Raw genomic sequence first — 19,304 nt, 5'->3', positions numbered from 1 at the left:
ATGCTTTCGGTCATCAACAGGGTGAAGCACGTTATTTGAGCAACAAATATGTGCAAATGCATAATTATGGGGCAAATGGCGCGCTGGGTGTGAGGCCTTGCGTCATGCCGCCGGGCGTGGATAAGTCTGCGACATGCGCTCCGAACTTCAGCACTTGTTGATCACGCCCTCGGAAATGACGGCGATCGATCAGGCGGCCGCCCAATCCGGCATCGAAAGCTTCACGCTGATGCGCAATGCCGGCCTGGCCGTGACCGCGGCGGCCTTGCGACACTTCCCGGATGCCCTCCGTTTCCTCGTGCTCTGCGGGCCGGGCAACAATGGCGGCGATGGTTATGTCGCGGCATGCGGTCTTGCGGAAAGTGGGGCGGATGTCGCGGTTTTTACACTCGGCAATCCCGCGGCACTTCAAGGCGACGCCGCACGCGCACGGTCGGAATGGAAGGGACCGGTGGCGTCGCTTGACGCAATCGAACTCCGGGCCGGCGATGTCGTCATCGACGCGCTGTTCGGGGCCGGGCTCTCGCGCGATCTCTCGGGGGACGTCGTTCAGCCCATTGAACGGATCAACGCGAGCGGGCTCCCGGTCATCGCGGTCGATCTGCCGAGCGGCATCGATGGGCGGACTGGTGAAGTCCGTGGCGCCGCCTTCGCAGCCCGCCACACGGTAACCTTCATGGCGCCGAAGCCGGGCCACTGGCTTTTGCCCGGTCGATCCCTGTGCGGAACGCTCGACGTGTTCGATATCGGAATCCCGCCGCGCATCGTGCTGGCCGAGGCCGGCCCGCTGCGTCTGAATTCGCCGACGGTCTGGTCCGGCTGGGGTGGAGATCTCGCGCCGTCAACGCACAAGTTCAGGCGTGGTCACCTCGTCGTCTTTTCAGGCGACCGGCAAGCAACGGGGGCCGCGCGCCTGGCGGCCACGGCAGGGCTCGCGGCCGGCGCCGGACTGGTCACGGTGGCAACGGGAAAGGCTGCGCTCGGCATCAATGCGTCGCAATTGACCGCTGTGATGGTCAACGAAGTGGAAGGTAAGCGAGACCTGACGAAATGGCTGCAGGATCGTCGCTTGGGCAGCTTCGTCCTCGGGCCCGGCTTCGGTGTCGGCAAGAAGGCGAGGGACTTTGCGCTTGCTTTGTGCGATCGGTCGCTGGTGCTCGACGCAGACGGGATCACGTCGTTTCAGGCGAACCGCGACGAACTCTTCGCCGCGCTTGCAAGAGGCGGGGGCCAGATGGTCATGACGCCGCACGAGGGCGAGTTCGCCCGCCTCTTTCCTCAAATTGCCGGCGACGGCGCACTCTCCAAGATCGAAAGGGCGCAGAAGGCGGCTCGCGAGAGCCATGCGGTCATCGTCTACAAGGGAGCAGACACGGTGATCGCTGCACCGGACGGTCGGGCCGTGGTCAATAACAATGCCCCAGCATGGCTGGCGACGGCCGGTTCGGGAGACGTTCTCGCCGGCATCATCGGCGCCCATCTTGCTCAAGGGATGCCGGCCTTCGAGGCAGCGGCGGCCGCCGTGTGGCGACATGGCGCGGCCGGCAGCCAAGCGGGGCGGGGGCTCACCGCCGAGACATTGATTGGCGTCATACCGCCAATGGCGTGAGGCCGGAAATGCAACGCCTCGAGCAGCCGGACTTCATGGAAGGGACCGCTCGAGGCGCTTTTGCCTGTTTGCCCGGCTCTTAACCGCGCGTGCCCTTGGCAATCGGCTCCTGGTAGGTGAAGCCCAAATCCCAGGGGAAATAGATCCAGGTGTCCTGGCTGACCTCGGTGACGAAGGTATCGACCAGCGGCCGGCCCTTCGGCTTGGCGTAGACGGCGGCGAAATGTGCTTTCGGCAGCATCGCGCGCACTTCGGCAGCGGTCTTGCCGGTATCGGTCAGGTCATCGACGATCAGCACGCCTTCGCCGCCGTCCTTGATGATCTCAGGTGCGATACCCTTCAGCACCTTCATCTGACCCTGCGTGTCATAGTCATGATAGGAGGCGACGCAGACGGTTTCGATCATCCGGATGTTGAGTTCGCGGGAAATGATGGCGGCCGGCACCAGGCCGCCGCGGGTGATACAGACCATGGCGCGCCATTCCTGGCCGTTGTCGGCAAGGCGCCACGCAAGCGCGCGCGCGTCACGGTGGAACTGGTCCCAGGAGACAGGAAAGGCTTTATCGGGCAGCGACATCAGTGGGCTCCGGCTTGTCTGTGCTTGGTAAAGACGAAGCGTCCGGCAGATCGGGCAGGCGGGAACGCGTCATCCTGATTTGCCGACATGCAATAACGGCAATAGCGGTCAAAGTGCAAGGCTCTACAGCGCCGCGCGTCCTTTAAGATGCGCTAAGGGTGCTCTGCGGGGCAATCACGCTTTTGCGCGTGCTTCGGTGATTGCCTGGATCATCGCCTGTACATCGGCTTCGGCCGCAGCCAGCGCCTGCGGATCGCGGGCACGCACGACAATATCGGTCGAGAAGTTCTTGCCGTCGAACTTTGGGTAGGAGCCGATGCTCGTCTCCGGATGGTTCTTCTGCACCTCCGTCAGCGGACTGCCGATATCGCCTTCGCCGAATGGCGAGCGCACCGTGCGCGAGAGGAGAGGCGAACCGACCTGAAGGCCGGGCAGCAAGGCGTCGAGCATGGCCTGAAACACCTGCGGTACACCGGCCATGACATGCACGTTGCCGATCGTGAAGCCCGGCGCGGTGGAGACGGGGTTCGGGATGTGGCGTGCGCCAAGCGGCATGCGCGCCATGCGCTTGCGGGCGTCGGTGAACTCCATGCTGCGGCGTTCGTACATGGCGCCGAGCAGGGCCATCGCCTCGGGCTCGTAGACGCACTCGACGCCGAAGGCGCGAGATATGGCATCGGCGGTGATGTCGTCATGGGTGGGGCCGATGCCGCCCGATGTAAAGACGTAATCGTAGCGGCTGCGTACGGCGTTGATCGCTTCGACGATGGCGGCTTCGTCATCGGCGACGATCCGCACTTCGCGCAGATCAATGCCCACCATGGTCATCATGTCGGCGAGATGGCCGATGTTCTTGTCTTTGGTGCGACCCGACAGAAGTTCGTCGCCGATAGCGACCATCGCGGCAGTGACGATTTTTGTGCTCATCGGTAATTCCTATTTATATAAGCCAATCATTTAACAGTGATTGTTTATTGTTCGACGGGCGAGAACAGTCTGTTTCCCGGACAGCTCCTGGCAAGCGGCCGCATTTTGATAAATCTTCCCGGCAGCAGTGATCAAGTGGGATCGCTTGAATCCAAAGGAGCATTTTATGGCCAAGGTTCTTGTTCTCTATTATTCGGCATACGGACACGTCGAAACGATGGCCTATGCGGTGGCCGAAGGCGCGAAATCGGCCGGCGCCGAAGTGGACGTGAAGCGCGTGCCCGAACTTGTGTCGGAAGAAGTCGCCAAGGCCTCGTACTACAAGCTGGACCAGGCAGCGCCAATCGCCACCGTCGAAGAACTTGCGCAGTATGACGCGATCATCTTCGGCGCAGGCACGCGCTACGGCACCGTTGCCTCGCAGATGCGCAACTTCATCGACCAGACGGGCAGCCTGTGGGCCAAGGGCAAGCTGGTCGGCAAGGTCGGCTCGGTCTTCACATCCTCTGCGACGCAGCATGGTGGCCAGGAGTCGACGATCCTCGGCTTTATCCCGACCCTGATGCACCACGGCATGGTCGTCGTCGGTCTTCCCTATGCCTTCCAGGGCCAGATGGGCCTCGACGAGATCAAGGGCGGCTCGCCCTACGGCGCCTCGACGATCACCGGCGGCGACGGTTCGCGCCAGCCCTCCGAGGTTGAACTCGAAGCTGCTCGTTTCCAGGGCGCACATGTCGCCAAGATCGCCGCGAAGCTCGCCGATTGATCGCTCAAGATATTGGATTTCTTGATCAAGGGCGGCTCCGAAAGGGGCCGCTCTTTTGATTCGCGACACGCCGTTTCGGAGTGATTCGCGAAGGTGGCAATTCGCACCGCACCTGTGGTAATATCCGCGGCGTTCGGCATGAACATGCCTTTGACGAGGAGGAAAGAACGGCCGTGCGGCAACGGCCCGCCGAAGACCGAAGCGTTTTCGGACGATTGGGAGGGAAGTATGGCGCGGATCACTTACACCATCGTTCCTCATGACGGAGGATGGGCCTATAAGGCCGCCGAAGCATATTCGGAGCCCTTTCCCAGCCGCGAAATGGCGCTAGCCGCCGCCAAGGCTGCCGCCGCCGAACAACAAGTCGGCGGCGACGACGAAGATATCAGTTTCCAGGATGACGAAGGCCACTGGCACTTCGAGCACACAGACGGCGGCGATAGGCCGGAAGCGACCGTAGAAGACGGCTAGTACGCTTCAAGGCAGCCGGCTCAATCCGAACACAAGCGTGAGTATTGCGTGCACACCATCTCTCCCACGGAGGATATTCGATGCACTATAACGTTCAGATCTTCACCTGGACCCCGCGGCAGGGAGTCCACCAGGTCGGATCGGCAATCGAGGTGGACGCCCCCAATTCGAAGGCGGCAGCGGTCTCCCTTCTCGGCCTCAGGCTGGAAAACCAGGGATGCGCAACGAAGCTCGCCGTCCGGGTATGGCACGACGATGCTTACCGGGCCGAATGCGATTGCTACTACTACAACAGCTGAGCGGTCGCGCTCTCTGAAGCAACCTCTCGCTTCTCAGCGAGCGGCTACACGTGCGCGGAATAATCATTGAAAGCCGGATGTCTGGTGCGGGCGGCGGGGATCGAACCCGCACAGCCAAGGCCGAGAGATTTTAAGTCTCTTGCGTCTACCAGTTTCGCCACGCCCGCTCTGCCCCCTAGATCAAACACTCAAGGGGAACAGTCAAGTGCATCAGACTGGTGAAAGGTGGATTGCCACTCAGGCGTTCTGTTGCTTAGGCTTCAGAAAGTAGAAGACGACAGCTGCGATGAGCGCGGCGATGCCGCAGAGGATGAACATTTCGGAATAGGGGCGGCCCGAATTGAACGCGTAGATGGCAGGAGCCACGAACGCCAAGACGACCAACCCCGCCAGACGGGACGAAAGCACGCTGAGAGCGGAGACCTTGCGCAGCAGCCACCCGATCAGCGTGCCGAGCAGTAGCATTGAAATTGTTGCACCGAATATTTGAGCCATTGTCTCTCTCCGCTGACGAAATCGCGATGGTATATCGCGCTGATTCGGGGTGCGGTGAATAGGGGGTACAACCGCGGATTTCGTTGGACGCGCTAGCGCGGATGCGGTCGCGATAGCCTCCGACGCCTCGCTAGCAGCCTTTTGGTGGTGTGGCCGCAGGAGGACAATTCGCCCGCGTGCCTAGAGCGGCAAGCGTTCCAGGATCGGCGGCAATCCGCCGAGATCGTCGATCTCGCGAAATCTCGGATGGTTCTCCGGCTTGTCGTGATGCTCGAATGCCCAAGTCAGTGCATGTGGGACGTAAACACCCCAGCTTCCCGCATCAAGGGCTGGAACGATGTCGGATTTCAGAGAGTTGCCGACCATCAGGCTTTTCAGCGGCCCGTCGCCATGGCGCTTGAAGAGACGTTCGTAGGTGCTTGCATTCTTGTCGCTGACGATCTCGACGGCGTCGAAATAATCGCCAAGGCCGGAGGCAGCGAGCTTGCGTTCCTGGTCGAAGAGATCGCCTTTCGTGATCATGACAAGGCGGAAGGTGCCGTGTAGGGCACTGAGTGTTTCTTGGACATGGGGCAGGGGTTCGACCGGATGGACAAGCATGTCGCGGCCGGTCGCCAGGATTTCGGCGATGACGGATGAGGGGACTTTCCCATCCGTCACGTCCACCGCGGTCTCGACCATCGACAGAACGAAGCCTTTGATGCCGAAACCGTAGAGACCGAGATTGCGTTTTTCCGCGGCAAGCAGCCGTTCGGACAGATGCTCGGTGTCGGTGTGGGGGGTCAGAAGTTCGGCGAAGCGCGCCTCGGTCAGGCGAAAGAACTGTTCGTTCTGCCAAAGCGTATCGTCGGCATCGAAACCAACAGTCGTTATTGCATGGGGCATGATCTTACGGTCCGGCAATCTTGAAGGGCTGGTCGACGCTGGCGGTCTTGCCGCTGTTGACGTCATTGAAATGGAAACGCAGCACGTAGTCGCCGGCCGGCGCGCCGGAAACATCGATGGTCAGCGTCGAGTAGATTTCCTGGTTCCTGAGGTAACCGGTGAAGGTGAAGTCGCCGAAGGCCTTCTGGCCGGCGAGCACGTCACCCTTCGGATTGAGGATATCGAAGTCGACGGTGAAATGGCTCTCGAGCTTGCCCTTCTCTGCCGCATCCTTCCAGGAAAGTCCGATCGGCTCGATGTAGGAGATCAGCGACTCTCCCTCCTTGAAGACAGAGCCGTCTCGCGGCTGGTACATCGCATAACCAGTCGGCTGCTTGGAGACGAAGATCGCCTTGCCGATCGCGAAGGGCAGCGTTTGCGAAAAGTCGCTCATCGCCTTGAGAAGCAGGTCTCGCGCCTTTGCCGCATCGCCCGAAGCGGCAAGTTTCTCCGCCTGCGCCGCCGCATCGGTGAGCGGACCGGCGAGGGCGATGGAGTTTCCGGATAGTGTCGTGGCGGCGCTCAGCGTCGCCAGAAGAAGCATATGTTTCACCATGACGTTCCCCCATCGCCGGATGACACCGACTTTCGGTATCTGCCGCATCAAGTCAAGACGATAGGGCTGGCCGGCCAATGGTCAATGCTTCCAGAACACCGGCGTTAGGATCACGAGCACGGTCAGCACTTCCAGACGGCCGAGAAGCATCATCAGCGACAGCAGATAGAGCTCGGAATCGCCGAGCGTCGAGAAGTTGCCGGCCGGCCCGATGATGGGGCCAAGTCCGGGGCCGACATTCGAAAGGCAGGTGATGACTGCCGAGGTCGCAGTGACCAGGTCGTAGCCGAGCGCACCCATGGCGAGGCTACCGAAGACCCAGAGCAGGATATAGGTGATGAAGAACAGGAAGATGGCCCGCTGCGTGTCGGCATCGACGGTGTTGTTGCCATAGCGCACGGCGTAGATCGCATTGGGATAGACGAGCTTGTTGAGCCCCGAGCGGATCGCGTTGAAGAGCACGATGAACCGATAGGCCTTGATGCCGCCTGCCGTCGATCCGGAACAACCGCCCATGAAGGTCGCGATGAATGCGGCCATGACGACGAAGGGCCCCCAGAGGCTGTAGTCTTGGCTGGCATAGCCGCTGGTCGAGAGGATCGAGGTGATGTTGAAGAAGGAATGCGCCAGCGCCAGGTGAAATTCCACACCATTCGCCAGGCGGTGATAGACCGCCACTGCGACCGAAAAGGCAGAGAGATAGCCGAGAAAGACGATGATCTGCGGATCGCGCAGCGCGTCAAGCCGGCCGCGCGCCACCAGCACGATCAGGATCGAGAACGGCAGGCTGCAAAGCGCCATGAAGAAGGTCGCCGTCCAGAGCAGTGGAATACTGCCGAAATAGGCGAAGGATGCATCATGGGTGGAAAAGCCGCCGGTCGCCACCGTCGACATCGCGTGGTTGATGGCGTCGAAGCGGTTCATACCGGTCAGGAAGTAGCCGATGGTGCAGAGGAGCGTGATGACGACATAGACGATCAGAAACGCGCGGCTGAAGCTGGCGAGGCGTGCAAACGGCTTGTCGCTGGTATCGGAGGATTCCATCTTGAAGAAGGACATGCCGCCGACCCTGAGATAGGGGATGATGAAGAGGCCGAGCACGACGATGCCGATGCCGCCGAGCCAGCAGAGCAGCGAGCGCCAGACGAGCAGGCCGGGCGGCGCGTCGTCGAGCCCGACGATGACGGTGCCGCCGGTCGTGGTGATTGCCGATACGGACTCAAACAGCGCCTGGGCAAAATCAAGATTGAGCGACGACAGCCAGAGCGGGATCGCGCCAACCACCGAAAACACGGCCCACAGCAGGTTGACGAGGACGAAGCCGAACTTCTTGGAGAAGGGCGGCGGCCCCATGCGGGTCGCCATGAAGGTCGCAAGCGAAAACCCGCCGACCATGAAGGCCGAAGCGACGAAGATCTGCCAATCGGGATGGCCGTAGTAGAGATCGACCATCGCCGGCACCAGCATCGCGCATGCGAGATAGATGCCGAGGATTGCCGCGATGTGCATAGCATGCCGGATCAGAGTTGCGTTCAAGCGTTCAATTTCCCGGAAAGCGTTGCGGACGTCCCAGCCGTTGGGGATGCGGTTGCATTGTTCACGGCGGTCCGATTCGAGTCAAAGCGATGGCTTCGGGCGTTGCAATATGCAATAGCCACAGCCACTAGAGCGCCGTGCGTTCAGATGAACGCACTAAGGACGCTCTAGCATTTTGATTCTAGAGCATCTGTCCGCCTCAAGTGATTCCACTTGAGAGCGGGATGCTCTAGCCAACTCAACGGAAGACCGCACGCGATGAAGCAGGATGTTGAAGCCGCAACCGAAGCCTTGCGGGAGATCTTCCCGCCGACGCCGCTGCAGCTCAACGAGCACTTGAGCGCGCGCTACGGCGCCAACATCTACCTCAAGCGCGAAGACCTGTCGCCCGTCCGTTCCTACAAGATCCGCGGCGCCTTCAACTTCTTCCGCAAGGCGCTGGGCGCCGACGCATCCGGCAAGACCTTCGTCTGCGCCTCGGCCGGTAACCACGCCCAGGGTTTTGCCTTTGTCTGCCGTCATTTCGGCGTGCCGGGCGTCGTTTTCATGCCGGTGACCACGCCGCAGCAGAAGATCGACAAGACCCGCATGTTCGGTGGCGAATTCATCACCATCCGCCTCGTCGGCGATATCTTCGACCAGTGCTACAAGGCGGCCCGCGATCACGTCGAAGCGATCGGCGGCGTCATGGTGCCGCCCTTCGATCATGCCGATATCATCGAAGGCCAGGCAAGCGTTGCCGCCGAAATTTCCTGGCAGCTGCCTGACGGTGTCACGCCCGATCTCGTTGTCCTGCCCGTTGGCGGCGGCGGCCTTGCTGCCGGCGTGACGGGATATTTCAAGGACGTGATTGCAGCGGATCATTTCATCTTTTGCGAACCCGCCGGTGCACCCAGCCTGCGCGAGAGCCTCGAAACCGGCAGCGTCGTGACCCTCGACCAGGTCGACAACTTCGTCGACGGTGCCGCAGTCGGACGGATCGGCGATCTCAATTTTGCAGCGCTCCGTCGCTTTTCCGCCGATCAGGTGATGCTTTTGGCCGAGAATGCGATCTGCCTGACGATCGTCGAGATGCTGAATGTCGAAGGTGTGGTGCTGGAACCGGCAGGCGCCCTTTCGGTTGCGGCCCTGGAAGTACTCGGCCCCGAGAAACTGGCGGGCAAGACGGTGGTTGCCGTCGTTTCCGGGGGTAATTTCGATTTCGATCGCCTGCCCGATGTCAAGGAGCGCGCGATGCGCCATGCCGGGCTCAAGAAGTACTTCATTCTGCGCATGGCGCAACGGCCCGGCGCGCTTCGCGACTTCCTCAATCTGCTCGGCGACGAGGACGACATCTCGCGCTTCGAATACCTGAAGAAATCGGCGCGCAACTTCGGCTCCATTCTGATCGGCATCGAGACCAAACACGCCGAGAACTTCCCGGTGTTGAAGGCTCGCTTCGACGCCGCGGGGCTTCGCTACCAGGACATCACCGAGAACGAAATCCTCTCCAATCTCATCATTTAATCGGCATCAGGGAGCTGCGGTTGATTATCGGCACTTAGGCTTTGACAGTGTCGGCCGCGGCGTCTAAGTCTTGGGCATGGCATCGTTTTTCTCGAAATTGTTCGGCCGTTCGGGCTCCTCTGAAAACCAGACGCAGGCTGCGCCTGGAAAGACTGAGGCCTATGCCGAATGCACCATCCGCGCGACGCCGAAGCGCGAAGGCTCGCAGTTTCGTCTGGCTGGCAGCATCGAGAAGGCCTCGGCGGATGGCGGCACCAAGACCCGCAGCTTCATCCGCGCCGATCTCTTCACCTCGGAGCAGGACGCGATCGATGCCGCTCTGCGCAAGGGACGCCAGATCATCGACCAGACTGGCCCGTCGCTGTTTTCCGACGACGCCCAGTCGCGTCAGGTTTGATCAGTCGCGCCTGCGGCGTAGCTAAATTGTCTCAGATGGTTAGCGGACATTCTTAATGTCTCGCGCTAATTTTTATCGGCCTGCGTACGGATCGCCGGACGAGTTGAATCTTCATCGTCCGGTCAAAATGATGGGCCGCCTCGAGACGGGCGGCCCGACCCTGGTTCGCCTGAAGCTCAGAGCTTGATCCGGAAGCGGGCAAAGCCTTCGGCGGCGTCACCGGCATCCTCGATGGTCACACCCTTCACTTGCGCCAGGAACTGCCGGGCCTTCGGGCCACTGTCGAAGGTGACGGTCGTATTGGCGAGCGGCACGAAGGTCCAGTTGGCGTCGGCAGATGGATTGATCGTGCCCTGATCGATGATGTAGCGCACCACGACGTCGCGGTTGGTGTCGGGGGCGACGAATACCACTTTGTCGGCGGCGATGTCGGGGAAATTGCCGCCGCCGCCGGCCCGGTAGTTGTTGGTCGCGACCACGAATTTCTGCGCTGCATCAATCGGTTGCCCGTTGAACTGCAGGTTCTTGATACGGTTCGACGACGCATTGATCGTGTTGCCGTCCTTGTCGAACTTCGGCGGCACGGAAAGGTCGATCTGATAGGTGACGCCGTCGATGACGTCGAAATTATAGGACGGGAAACCGCCGTTGATCAGCGGCGCGTCCGAGGCGCCAGGTTTGACTTCGTTGAAGATGCCGGCAGACATTTCCAGCCAGTTGCGCACCTGGTCGCCGGTTATGACGACGGCCTGCACCGTATTCGGATAGAGATAGAGGTCGGCGACGTTCTTGATCGCGATGTCGCCGGCGGGGACGTCGGTGTAGTAGTCCGCGCCGCCACGGCCGCCGGCCTTGAAGGGGGCCGCTGCCGACAGCACCGGCAGGTCGCGGTACTCGGTCTCCTTCAACATGTCCTTGATGTACCAGGTCTGCGCCTGGCTGACGATCTGCACGGACGGGTCGTCGGCGACCAGGGCGAAGTAGGAATAGAGCGGCGCACTGGTCTTGCCGACAGGCGTGCGCACATAGGCGAGTGTTGCCTCGTGGTCCTTCTTCGCGGCGGCCAGCACCTCCGGCTTGTCGGCGACCTCGGCGATCACCTTCTTCTCTTCGCGACGGTAGATCGGCCGCGCCTCGCTGGTTGAACTGACGACACGCCAGGCGCCACCCTCCCGTTCGATCAGCAGGTCGATCAGGCCGAGATGCGAGCCCCAGAAGCCACCCATGACGCCGGGCTTGCCGGAGATCAGGCCCTTCGTGTTATCGACCCCCGCGATGCCGTCGAACTTCGGCCCGGGGAAATCCAGGTGGCTATGGCCGGTCACGATCGCATCGATGCCTGCGACCGCCGCAAGCGGCACCGAAGCGTTCTCCAGGTTCTCGACATAGCCCTGCTGGCCGATGCCCGAATGCGAGAGAGCGACGACGATATCAGCACCTTCCTCGCGCATCTGCGGCACCCAGGCTTCGGCGGCCTTGACGATGTCTCGGGCATTGGCCTTGCCTTCGAGGTTCTTGGCGTCCCAGGTCATGATCTGCGGCGGAACGAAGCCGATGAGCCCGATGCGGACCTGATGTTCCGCGCCGGAGCCGTCTTTCACTTTGCGGTCGAGAATGACGTAGGGCTTGAGAAACAGCTCATCCTGACGCCCGTTGGCGGCAAGCGTACCCTTCGTCAGGTTGGCGCAGACGAGCGGGAAGTTCGCGCCGTTCAGGACCTTGAACATGAAGTCCAGGCCATAGTTGAATTCGTGGTTGCCAAGCGTGCCGCAATCATAGCCAAGCACGTTCATGGCGGCGATGACAGGGTGGATATCGCCGTCCTTCATGCCGCGCTGATAGGCAATATAGTCGCCCATCGGGTTGCCCTGGAGGAAATCGCCATTGTCGATCAGGATGGAGTTTGTCGCTTCGGCGCGGATGGCGTCGATGATCGAGGCGGTGCGCGCAAGGCCGACCGTATCGTTGGGCTTGTCGCCGTAATAGTCGTAGGGAAAGACGTGAACGTGCAGGTCCGTCGTTTCCATGATTCTGAGATGTGCCTGGTTGGCGGCGGCGCGGACGGAGAAGGGGTGCAGCATGACAAGCGCCGAAGAAGCCGCGGCCCCCGCGAGAAGCGAACGGCGCGTAAGGTGGAGCGGGGATGTCATCGATGGCATGCGGTCCTCCATTTATCAAGGATCCCGGTTTTTCCGAGACGAGTGCAATCCGGAGTTTTGTTCGCAGATACGCGAACCACGGTGGGTTGGCGGCGACTATGCCGGAAAGGCGACATTTCCGAAAGCGGCAGATTTTCGCATTCCGGCGGCTGACAACCGCGGCTTCCGCTAAAGTTTTCTTCAAACTTCCTGTTTAACCGTGCTTCGGGAAACGGAACTTTTTCAAGCACATGCCAAACGCCAACCTTCTTCTCTTCGTCGGCGAGGCGCTGGTCTACGTTACGGCGATGATCGGGCTGCTGCATCTTCGCGCCCGTTTGGGGCTTGGCGCCTTCGTCGCCGCACTCGGCGTCATGCACTTCATCGAGACCTATCTCGCCGCAGTCTTCTATGTGCAATTGCCGTTCGGCGTGATCTCGCCAGGCTCTGCTGTGCTTTTCTCCGGCAAGCTGATGATGATCCTGCTGCTTTATGTGAAGGAAGACGCGGCAACTGTTCGCCAGCCGATCTACGGGCTGCTCGCCGGCAACTTCCTGACGGTGGCACTGAGCCTTCTGTTGCGCCAGCACGACACCGTAGCGATCGTGGCGGAGCGGTCCGCCGACCTCGCCTTCATCGACGAGATGGGGTGGCTGATGGTCTGGGGCACGACGATCCTCTATTTCGATTCGCTGATGATCATTCTGCTTTACGAGCGACTGGGCCGGTGGTTGCGGCGCTTGGTGACGCTCCGATTTTTCATCTGCGGCGTCGTCGTGCTGACATTCGATCAGGCTGCCTTCTACGCGGCACTTCGCTGGTGGAACGGTGCACCCTTCGAGGTCTTCTGGGGTGGTTGGATGGCGAAGATGCTGGCAGCACCCTTCTATGCGATCGCGATCGGACTTTATCTCAATGCCTCGCGCCATCCGTTCCTGGCGATGTCGGACCGGCCGCTTGGCGACATCTTCAATGCATTGACGTTCCGCGAACGCTACGAGGACCTGCTGTCCCGGTCCGGACAGGATACGCTGACGGGTTCGCTCGATCGCAGCCGGTTCGAGATCGAAGCGCCGGCAATGCTGCGCGCGGCGAGCGCTGACAATGCGGCCGTCACCTTGATGATCATCGACGTCGACCATTTCAAGGGCGTCAACGACCGCTTCGGCCACCAGGAGGGCGACCGCGTCCTGCAGCGGCTGGTCGAGACGGTGAAGTCGAAGTTGCGTCCGGTCGACCGACTGTTTCGATATGGTGGCGAGGAATTCGTGATCCTTTGCCCGGCAATGGCTCATGGCGATGCCTTGCGGCGCGCGGACGAGATTCGCGTTGCCGTGTCGGATCGCGTCTCGACCCCGGACGGACGGCCGGTGACCGCAAGCATCGGTCTATCGTCGACGCCGGACGACGGGGCGGCGATCGAGAGCCTGTTGTCGGAGGCAGATCTTCGGCTCTACGCCGCCAAGGGACGGGGCCGCGACTGCGTCGTCGGCCGTTAGGCTGCATTCATTCCTTCAAATGCCGACATTCGGCCGGTCGATCACTTCCCGCAGCGAGAAGCTGGAATTGATCTTGACCACATGGGGCAGCGCCGAGAGCCAGTCGCGGTGGATACGCTCGTAGTCCTGTAGGTCCTTGGCGGCGACCCTCAGGATGTAGTCGTACTCGCCTGACATCAGGTAGCAGACGAGTACGTTCGGACAGAGCTTCACCGCCGCTTCGAACTCGGCGAGCGTCTTGGCGAACTGGCCCGACAGCGAAATATGGACGATCACCATGATCTGGTAGTCGAGCGCCTTATGGGCGATGCGGGCATGATAGCCGGCAATCGTTCCTGATTTTTCCAGGATATCGACTCGTCGCGAACAGGCGGACGGAGAGAGCCCGACCTTCGCCGCCAGGTCGGCATTCGAGATGCGGCCGTTCTGCTGGAGAATGCGCAGAATCGCATGATCGATGGCATCGAGTTCACTCATTCGTGTTTTCCCCCAATCATGCGTCACTTCACGCAATATTCTTCGAAATCAATGCGCCCCGGGTTTCGTCTTTGCAAGGACATTCGATTCACTGCGTGTTTTGCTGAATGCCTCGTCAAAGTGGCGAAAAGCCCATAACAGGAGAGGAACGCGAGGATGCGTGTCGGTTGCCCGAAGGAAATCAAAAACCATGAATATAGAGTCGGCCTGACGCCCGGCTCGGTGCGTGAATATGTTGCCCATGGCCACGAGGTGATCGTGGAAACCAAGGCCGGGGCAGGGATCGGCGCGGATGACGATGCTTACCGTGCCGCTGGCGCGAAGATTGTCGCGACGGCAAAGGAAGTGTTCGAAAAGTCGGACATGATCGTCAAGGTCAAGGAGCCGCAGCCCTCCGAATGGGTGCAGCTCCGCGAAGGCCAGATTCTCTACACCTACCTGCATCTTGCGCCCGATCCGGAACAGACCAAGGGTCTGCTCAATTCCGGCGTCACGGCGATCGCCTATGAAACCGTCACCGACGATCGCGGCGGCCTGCCGCTGCTTGCGCCGATGTCCGAGGTTGCCGGACGCCTGGCCATCCAGGCGGGCGCCACGTCGCTGCAGAAGGCCAATGGCGGCCGCGGTATCCTGCTCGGCGGCGTGCCGGGTGTACTGCCGGCGAAGGTGGCCGTCATCGGCGGCGGCGTCGTCGGCCTGCATGCGGCGCGCATGGCGGCCGGGCTTGGCGCCGACGTCTCCATTATCGATCGCTCGATCCCGCGCCTGCGCCAACTCGACGATCTCTTCGCCGGCCGCGTGCACACACGCTACTCGACCATCGACGCACTGGAAGAGGAAGTCTTCTCCGCCGATCTGGTAATCGGGGCAGTGCTCATTCCGGGTGCTGCGGCGCCGAAGCTCGTGACCCGCGAAATGCTGACCGGCATGAAGAAGGGGGCCGTCATCGTTGACGTCGCGATCGACCAGGGCGGCTGCTTCGAGACGTCCCACGCGACGACGCATTCCGACCCGACCTACGAGGTCGATGGCATCGTGCATTATTGCGTGGCGAACATGCCGGGCGCCGTGCCGGTGACCTCTGCGCATGCGCTCAACAACGCCACGCTGCACTACGGCCTGCAGCTCGCGGATAAGGGCCTGAAGGCGATTGCCGAGGATCGGCATCTGCGTGCCGGCCTCAACGTTCATCGCGGACGCGTCACCAACGCGCCGGTGGCCGAAGCGCTCGGTTATGATGCCTTTGCGCCCGAGGCGGTGCTGAGCGTCGCCTGACGGAACGATGCTTTCGGCCCGGCATCAATGCCGGGCCGAATTTGGTGGTCAGGTCAGCTCGATCCGGCACTGGTAACAATTGTTCTTGGCCGAACGCACATGCACGGAGGAAACGTCCGGTCGGGCCAGCAGTTCTTCCGCTCGCGCCTGTAACTGCTCCGCCGGAACGACACCGCCGGTCCCGTAGACGATCCGTTCGTTCTCGCCATAACCGCGCAGCAGATAACTGACACTCGAAGCCAAGATCGGCGGAAGCGTATCGCCGTCATGCGCCGGACATTCCTCGGCGTGCATGAACACAGGGCCGGTCTCCGCATAGGGCTGCAACGACGAAAACGGCCGCAGGGCGAAGATCAGATAGGGCTCGCCGGCTGCGACATTGCGCAGGCAGTACCGACAGGGCACGCCATCACCATCGGATATCTCTCGCTCCGGCCGGTTGCCATAGGCATCCGGCCCGCCCTCGCGGATCCGCCGCGCTTCGTCGTCGGACATCGGAATGTAGCGCAACGTCATGGCGCATCTCCTTGATGGGTTCGATTGTTCGATCAGGAGATTGCACCGGTCGCGATCGTTTCGACACCCGGAACTTGCCGGGCGAAATGTGTCAGAGATTTTTCGCCAGGGTCAGCAGTTCATCGTCGGTCAGAGGTTCCACCGTGGTCTCACGGGTGGCGACCGGCGAGAAGCCGAATTGCTGGTAAAGCTGCAGTGCGCGGGGGTGATCCAGATTGTTGGTCGTTACCGTCAGCTTGCTCGGGTTCAGCGCCCAGGCGGCAAACAGCGTCTGGAGCAGGAACCACTTGCCGAGGCCAAGCCCGAGCGCATGTTCCATCAGTCCGAAATGGACGAGCACGACGACGTCGTCCTCGTCCTGGTGCAGCTCGAAGAAACCGGCCGGCGCGCCGTTCACATAGAGCACCGTGACACTCGTGCGCTTGTCGCCGAGCACGGCGGCGAGTTCCTCGTCGTTCATCCGCAGCCGCTCGGTCCAGTGCCAGCGGCGGCCGACACGCAGGTACAAGAAGCGATAGTAGCTGAGCGGAATGTCGGAGACGCGCAGGATGGCGGTCTGGATATTGACGGGCATCGGCAGGCTCTGCTTCGGCGGCGCCGTCATCTCGAGTTCGGTTACATGTGCTGTCAGGGAGGCGAGCTTCGGCGAACGCATGATATCACTCTCGACCGGTTACGATCATCGTGTCTGCGCGACCACCCCACTCCGACCAGGAACCGTCATAGAGCGTGTTGTCCGTGTGGCCGAGCGATTGCAGCGCCAGCGTGATGATGGCGGCGGTGACACCGGAGCCGCAGGTCGTAACGACAGGTTTGGAAAGATCGACGCCGGCGTCGGCGAAGGTTTGGCGAAGCGTCGCGAGATCCTTGAACTTTCCGTTTTCCGAGAAAGTACCGGAGGGAAGGCTGTGCGCGCCGGGCATATGGCCCGAGCGCATGCCGGCACGCGGCTCCGGCTCCTCGCCATAGAAACGTCCGGCACCGCGGGCATCGGCGATCTGGATCGAGCCATCCGCAACGATTTCCGTCATCCGCGCGAAGGAGGTCACGGCCGCCGGGGTGAAATTGACGTTGAACGTCGCCGGCTTGGGTGAGGGTACCTCGGTGCTGACGGGGCGCCCCTCCGTGTTCCAGCCGTCCATGCCGCCGTCGAGCACGTAGACGTTCTTGGCGCCCATGATGCGCAGCATCCACCACACGCGCGGAGCGGTCATGATGCCGGGACCGTCGTAGACGACGATCGTGTCCTTTTCGCTGACGCCCAGCGCACCAACCGCCGAGGCAAAGGCTTCAGGCGAGGGCAGGGTGTGGGGCAGGCCACTCGTGTGGTCGGCAATAACGTCCTGATCGAAGAAGACGGCACCGGGAATATGCCCGGCATCGTATTCCGTCTTCGGGTTGCGGTTCTGAGCCGGCAGATACCAGGCGGCGTCGAGGATCCGGATCGAGGGATCGCCGAGGCGCTCCTGCAGCCAATCGGCCGATACGACAAAGGCGCTTTTGTTGTTGGTCACAGTCGCAACTCCCTACTCAAACTGATGCGCGATCTTCGGGCATGCCGAAGCGGATACGGAACCGACGGTTCTCCTTACCCTTTTTCTCGATCTTGGCGATGTGGATGGCGCCCACTTCCTGCGTTTCCGACACATGGGTACCGCCGCAGGGTTGGCTGTCGATCGCCGAGTTTTCGCCGATACAGACAAGGCTGACGCGCCCAAGGCCAACAGGCGGACGCACATTCTTCGATTTGACGACGCCGGGATTGGCGGCGAGTTCCTCGTCGGTGATCCACTGGACGTAGACAGGATGGTTTTCTTCGACGAGCTTCATCAGCGCCGTGGTGACGTCGTCCCTGTCGATCGTCTCGCTCATGTCGAAATCGACACGGCTCTCGTCTTCGCCGACCGAGGCTCCGGTAATCGGGAAGGGGCAGACGACCGAGAGCAGATGGCAGGCGGTGTGCATGCGCATCAAGCGATAGCGGCGGGGCCAGTCGATATGCAGAACGAGTTTCTCGCCAACGGCGGGTGCCGGCTGCCCTTCGGCCGGCACATGGACGATGATGTCCTTGGTTTCGCCGTGACGGGCGACCGCGATGTCGATCTGGCTGCCATCGGCCCGCTCCAGAAAGCCGGTGTCGCCGGGCTGGCCGCCGGAGGTTGCGTAGAAGCAGGTTTGATCCAGTTCGATCCCGCCATCTTCCAGAATTCCGGTGACGCTTGCTTCGCAGGTCGAGAGGTAGAAATCGTCTCGGAAAAGGGCGGTCACGGTCCTGGTCATCGCATTCCTATCCAACTGATTCGTATGGCACCGCAATGTGGGAAGACGTCTTCAACCAGGTCGGCACCGGCAGCCCCTTGGAGGCCAGGAAGTCCGGATTGAAGAGCTTCGACTGATAGCGGTTACCATAGTCGCAGAGGATCGTCACGATCGTATGTCCCGGGCCGAGCTCCCTGGCGAGACGAACGGCACCGGCGATGTTGATGCCCGTCGAACCGCCGACGCAAATGCCTTCGCGCTCGATCAGGTCGAAGACATAGGGGACCGCTTCCGAATCGGGAATCTGGTAGGAGAAATCCGGCGTGAAGCCCTCGAGATTGGCGGTGATGCGGCCCTGGCCGATGCCCTCGGTGATCGAGCTGCCCTCGGACTTCAGTTCGCCGTTGGTATAGAAGTTGTAGAGTGCCGCCCCTTGCGGATCCGCAAGGCCGATCTTGATCGCCGGGTTCTTCGCCTTCAGCCCCTGTGCAACGCCGGCGAGCGTGCCGCCGGAGCCGACGGCGCAGATGAAGCCATCGACCTTGCCGTCCGTGTCGCGCCAGATCTCCGGCGCCGTGGTTTCCACATGCGCGTCACGGTTGGCGACGTTGTCGAACTGGTTGGCCCAGATGGCGCCGTTCGGCTCGGTCTTCGCCAGTTGCTCGGCGAGCCGGCCGGAGATCTTCACGTAGTTGTTGGGGTTCTTGTAGGGAACGGCCGGCACTTCGACGAGCTCGGCGCCAAGCAGCCGCAAGGCGTCCTTCTTTTCCTGGCTCTGGGTTTCCGGAATGACGATGACGGTGCGATAGCCAAGTGCCTGGCCGACCAGCGCCAGCCCGATGCCGGTGTTGCCGGCCGTGCCTTCGACGATGACCCCGCCCGGGCGCAACTGTCCGCTCCGTTCCGCTTGCCGGATGATCCAGAGTGCGGCGCGGTCTTTCACCGATTGCCCCGGATTGAGGAACTCGGCCTTGCCGAGGATGTCGCAGCCCGTGGCCTCCGACACGGCCTTCAGCCGAATCAAGGGTGTGTTGCCGATCGCTTCGAGGACGGACGGTAGGATGGCCATTTTCAGAA

The 19,304-nt window shown here is 61.5% G+C and carries 21 protein-coding genes and 1 tRNA gene; 8 read left to right on the top strand and 14 right to left on the bottom strand.

All coding sequences use genetic code 11. The features are described 5' to 3' along the window. Positions 1–133: 133 nt before the first annotated feature. Positions 134–1,609, top strand: a complete 1,476-nt coding sequence (locus ACTJKM_RS13055; protein ID WP_058328188.1) for a bifunctional ADP-dependent NAD(P)H-hydrate dehydratase/NAD(P)H-hydrate epimerase — start codon at positions 134–136, stop codon at positions 1,607–1,609. Between the two features lie 79 nt (positions 1,610–1,688). Here ACTJKM_RS13055 and gpt read toward each other — a convergent pair whose 3' ends face one another. Then, positions 1,689–2,186 carry a xanthine phosphoribosyltransferase gene (gene gpt / locus ACTJKM_RS13050; RefSeq protein WP_058328189.1) on the bottom strand — a complete coding sequence of 166 codons (498 nt, stop codon included), beginning with the start codon at positions 2,184–2,186 and terminating at the stop codon, positions 1,689–1,691. Positions 2,187–2,360: 174 nt separating this feature from the next. Beyond that, complete coding sequence (locus ACTJKM_RS13045; RefSeq protein WP_058328190.1) at positions 2,361–3,113, bottom strand: competence/damage-inducible protein A; 753 nt, start codon at positions 3,111–3,113, stop codon at positions 2,361–2,363. A 166-nt stretch (positions 3,114–3,279) separates the two neighbouring features. Here ACTJKM_RS13045 and wrbA point away from each other — a divergent pair, with 166 nt between their 5' ends. The 3 genes from wrbA to ACTJKM_RS13030 all read left to right on the top strand — a co-directional run bounded on the left by wrbA (position 3,280) and on the right by ACTJKM_RS13030 (position 4,649). Continuing rightward, a complete protein-coding gene (gene wrbA, locus ACTJKM_RS13040) occupies positions 3,280–3,879 on the top strand; it encodes an NAD(P)H:quinone oxidoreductase (RefSeq protein WP_057255954.1) in 600 nt (199 codons plus the stop codon). 228 nt (positions 3,880–4,107) lie between these two features. Then, a complete protein-coding gene (locus ACTJKM_RS13035) occupies positions 4,108–4,350 on the top strand; it encodes a DUF2188 domain-containing protein (protein WP_057255956.1) in 243 nt (80 codons plus the stop codon). An 80-nt stretch (positions 4,351–4,430) separates the two neighbouring features. After that, positions 4,431–4,649 carry a hypothetical protein gene (locus tag ACTJKM_RS13030; RefSeq protein WP_057255959.1) on the top strand — a complete coding sequence of 73 codons (219 nt, stop codon included), beginning with the start codon at positions 4,431–4,433 and terminating at the stop codon, positions 4,647–4,649. 82 nt (positions 4,650–4,731) lie between these two features. On the opposite strand, the gene ACTJKM_RS13025 is transcribed toward ACTJKM_RS13030, so the two are convergent. From ACTJKM_RS13025 to ACTJKM_RS13005, 5 genes are all read right to left on the bottom strand, one after another. Next, positions 4,732–4,816: transfer RNA gene (locus ACTJKM_RS13025), tRNA-Leu, on the bottom strand. A gap of 70 nt (positions 4,817–4,886) precedes the next feature. Continuing rightward, positions 4,887–5,144, bottom strand: coding sequence for a hypothetical protein (locus tag ACTJKM_RS13020; RefSeq protein WP_156436913.1), 258 nt, complete (start codon positions 5,142–5,144; stop codon positions 4,887–4,889). 180 nt (positions 5,145–5,324) lie between these two features. After that, entirely contained in the window at positions 5,325–6,029 is a 705-nt protein-coding gene (locus ACTJKM_RS13015; RefSeq protein ID WP_058328300.1) for an HAD family hydrolase, read from the bottom strand. A gap of 4 nt (positions 6,030–6,033) precedes the next feature. Continuing rightward, positions 6,034–6,624 (bottom strand): hypothetical protein, encoded by a 591-nt coding sequence (locus tag ACTJKM_RS13010; protein ID WP_058328301.1) that lies wholly within the window; start codon positions 6,622–6,624, stop codon positions 6,034–6,036. 81 nt (positions 6,625–6,705) lie between these two features. Then, positions 6,706–8,160 (bottom strand): TrkH family potassium uptake protein, encoded by a 1,455-nt coding sequence (locus ACTJKM_RS13005; protein ID WP_058328192.1) that lies wholly within the window; start codon positions 8,158–8,160, stop codon positions 6,706–6,708. A 258-nt stretch (positions 8,161–8,418) separates the two neighbouring features. On the opposite strand from ACTJKM_RS13005, the gene ilvA reads away from it, so the two are divergent. Further along, complete coding sequence (gene ilvA, locus ACTJKM_RS13000; protein WP_058328193.1) at positions 8,419–9,666, top strand: threonine ammonia-lyase; 1,248 nt, start codon at positions 8,419–8,421, stop codon at positions 9,664–9,666. Between the two features lie 76 nt (positions 9,667–9,742). Then, complete coding sequence (locus ACTJKM_RS12995) at positions 9,743–10,063, top strand: HlyU family transcriptional regulator (protein ID WP_058328194.1); 321 nt, start codon at positions 9,743–9,745, stop codon at positions 10,061–10,063. A 176-nt stretch (positions 10,064–10,239) separates the two neighbouring features. Here ACTJKM_RS12995 and ACTJKM_RS12990 read toward each other — a convergent pair whose 3' ends face one another. After that, the gene (locus ACTJKM_RS12990; protein WP_058328302.1) at positions 10,240–12,213 is read right to left on the bottom strand and encodes a bifunctional 2',3'-cyclic-nucleotide 2'-phosphodiesterase/3'-nucleotidase; all 1,974 of its coding nucleotides are present in this window, start codon (positions 12,211–12,213) and stop codon (positions 10,240–10,242) included. A 239-nt stretch (positions 12,214–12,452) separates the two neighbouring features. Here ACTJKM_RS12990 and ACTJKM_RS12985 point away from each other — a divergent pair, with 239 nt between their 5' ends. Then, positions 12,453–13,700, top strand: coding sequence for a GGDEF domain-containing protein (locus ACTJKM_RS12985; RefSeq protein WP_058328195.1), 1,248 nt, complete (start codon positions 12,453–12,455; stop codon positions 13,698–13,700). Positions 13,701–13,715: 15 nt separating this feature from the next. Here the strand turns inward: ACTJKM_RS12985 and ACTJKM_RS12980 are convergent, their stop codons facing one another. Continuing rightward, the gene (locus ACTJKM_RS12980; RefSeq protein ID WP_057255972.1) at positions 13,716–14,177 is read right to left on the bottom strand and encodes an Lrp/AsnC family transcriptional regulator; all 462 of its coding nucleotides are present in this window, start codon (positions 14,175–14,177) and stop codon (positions 13,716–13,718) included. Positions 14,178–14,333: 156 nt separating this feature from the next. Here ACTJKM_RS12980 and ald point away from each other — a divergent pair, with 156 nt between their 5' ends. Next, positions 14,334–15,452 carry an alanine dehydrogenase gene (gene ald / locus ACTJKM_RS12975; RefSeq protein WP_057255974.1) on the top strand — a complete coding sequence of 373 codons (1,119 nt, stop codon included), beginning with the start codon at positions 14,334–14,336 and terminating at the stop codon, positions 15,450–15,452. A gap of 48 nt (positions 15,453–15,500) precedes the next feature. Here the strand turns inward: ald and ACTJKM_RS12970 are convergent, their stop codons facing one another. The 5 genes from ACTJKM_RS12970 to ACTJKM_RS12950 form a co-directional block, all read right to left on the bottom strand. After that, positions 15,501–15,968, bottom strand: coding sequence for a DUF1203 domain-containing protein (locus tag ACTJKM_RS12970; RefSeq protein ID WP_057255977.1), 468 nt, complete (start codon positions 15,966–15,968; stop codon positions 15,501–15,503). A 91-nt stretch (positions 15,969–16,059) separates the two neighbouring features. Next, positions 16,060–16,623: a GNAT family N-acetyltransferase gene (locus tag ACTJKM_RS12965; RefSeq protein WP_057255979.1), complete on the bottom strand. Its 564-nt coding sequence runs from the start codon at positions 16,621–16,623 to the stop codon at positions 16,060–16,062. Between the two features lie 4 nt (positions 16,624–16,627). Further along, positions 16,628–17,482, bottom strand: coding sequence for a 3-mercaptopyruvate sulfurtransferase (gene sseA / locus ACTJKM_RS12960; protein ID WP_057255981.1), 855 nt, complete (start codon positions 17,480–17,482; stop codon positions 16,628–16,630). 16 nt (positions 17,483–17,498) lie between these two features. Further along, entirely contained in the window at positions 17,499–18,248 is a 750-nt protein-coding gene (locus ACTJKM_RS12955; protein ID WP_058328196.1) for an alanyl-tRNA editing protein, read from the bottom strand. Between the two features lie 7 nt (positions 18,249–18,255). Further along, positions 18,256–19,296, bottom strand: a complete 1,041-nt coding sequence (locus tag ACTJKM_RS12950) for a cysteine synthase A (RefSeq protein WP_057255987.1) — start codon at positions 19,294–19,296, stop codon at positions 18,256–18,258. Between the last annotated feature and the right edge of the window lie 8 nt (positions 19,297–19,304).

This window comes from Ensifer sp. 22460 (genome assembly GCF_052044935.1).
Taxonomy (GTDB): Bacteria; Pseudomonadota; Alphaproteobacteria; order Rhizobiales; family Rhizobiaceae; genus Ensifer.
This window is presented reverse-complemented; position numbering and strand designations above follow the sequence as displayed.

Excerpts from the sequence above, each read along its gene's own strand:
- ACTJKM_RS13055 (WP_058328188.1), top strand. The coding sequence starts at position 134 with ATGCGCTCCGAACTTCAGCACTTGTTGATCACGCCCTCGGAAATGACG.
- gpt (WP_058328189.1), bottom strand. The coding sequence starts at position 2,186 with ATGTCGCTGCCCGATAAAGCCTTTCCTGTCTCCTGGGACCAGTTCCAC.
- ACTJKM_RS13045 (WP_058328190.1), bottom strand. The coding sequence starts at position 3,113 with ATGAGCACAAAAATCGTCACTGCCGCGATGGTCGCTATCGGCGACGAA.
- wrbA (WP_057255954.1), top strand. The coding sequence starts at position 3,280 with ATGGCCAAGGTTCTTGTTCTCTATTATTCGGCATACGGACACGTCGAA.
- ACTJKM_RS13035 (WP_057255956.1), top strand. The coding sequence starts at position 4,108 with ATGGCGCGGATCACTTACACCATCGTTCCTCATGACGGAGGATGGGCC.
- ACTJKM_RS13030 (WP_057255959.1), top strand. The coding sequence starts at position 4,431 with ATGCACTATAACGTTCAGATCTTCACCTGGACCCCGCGGCAGGGAGTC.
- ACTJKM_RS13020 (WP_156436913.1), bottom strand. The coding sequence starts at position 5,144 with ATGGCTCAAATATTCGGTGCAACAATTTCAATGCTACTGCTCGGCACG.
- ACTJKM_RS13015 (WP_058328300.1), bottom strand. The coding sequence starts at position 6,029 with ATGCCCCATGCAATAACGACTGTTGGTTTCGATGCCGACGATACGCTT.
- ACTJKM_RS13010 (WP_058328301.1), bottom strand. The coding sequence starts at position 6,624 with ATGGTGAAACATATGCTTCTTCTGGCGACGCTGAGCGCCGCCACGACA.
- ilvA (WP_058328193.1), top strand. The coding sequence starts at position 8,419 with ATGAAGCAGGATGTTGAAGCCGCAACCGAAGCCTTGCGGGAGATCTTC.
- ACTJKM_RS12995 (WP_058328194.1), top strand. The coding sequence starts at position 9,743 with ATGGCATCGTTTTTCTCGAAATTGTTCGGCCGTTCGGGCTCCTCTGAA.
- ACTJKM_RS12990 (WP_058328302.1), bottom strand. The coding sequence starts at position 12,213 with ATGACATCCCCGCTCCACCTTACGCGCCGTTCGCTTCTCGCGGGGGCC.
- ACTJKM_RS12985 (WP_058328195.1), top strand. The coding sequence starts at position 12,453 with ATGCCAAACGCCAACCTTCTTCTCTTCGTCGGCGAGGCGCTGGTCTAC.
- ACTJKM_RS12980 (WP_057255972.1), bottom strand. The coding sequence starts at position 14,177 with ATGAGTGAACTCGATGCCATCGATCATGCGATTCTGCGCATTCTCCAG.
- ald (WP_057255974.1), top strand. The coding sequence starts at position 14,334 with ATGCGTGTCGGTTGCCCGAAGGAAATCAAAAACCATGAATATAGAGTC.
- ACTJKM_RS12970 (WP_057255977.1), bottom strand. The coding sequence starts at position 15,968 with ATGACGTTGCGCTACATTCCGATGTCCGACGACGAAGCGCGGCGGATC.
- ACTJKM_RS12965 (WP_057255979.1), bottom strand. The coding sequence starts at position 16,623 with ATGCGTTCGCCGAAGCTCGCCTCCCTGACAGCACATGTAACCGAACTC.
- ACTJKM_RS12955 (WP_058328196.1), bottom strand. The coding sequence starts at position 18,248 with ATGACCAGGACCGTGACCGCCCTTTTCCGAGACGATTTCTACCTCTCG.
- ACTJKM_RS12950 (WP_057255987.1), bottom strand. The coding sequence starts at position 19,296 with ATGGCCATCCTACCGTCCGTCCTCGAAGCGATCGGCAACACACCCTTG.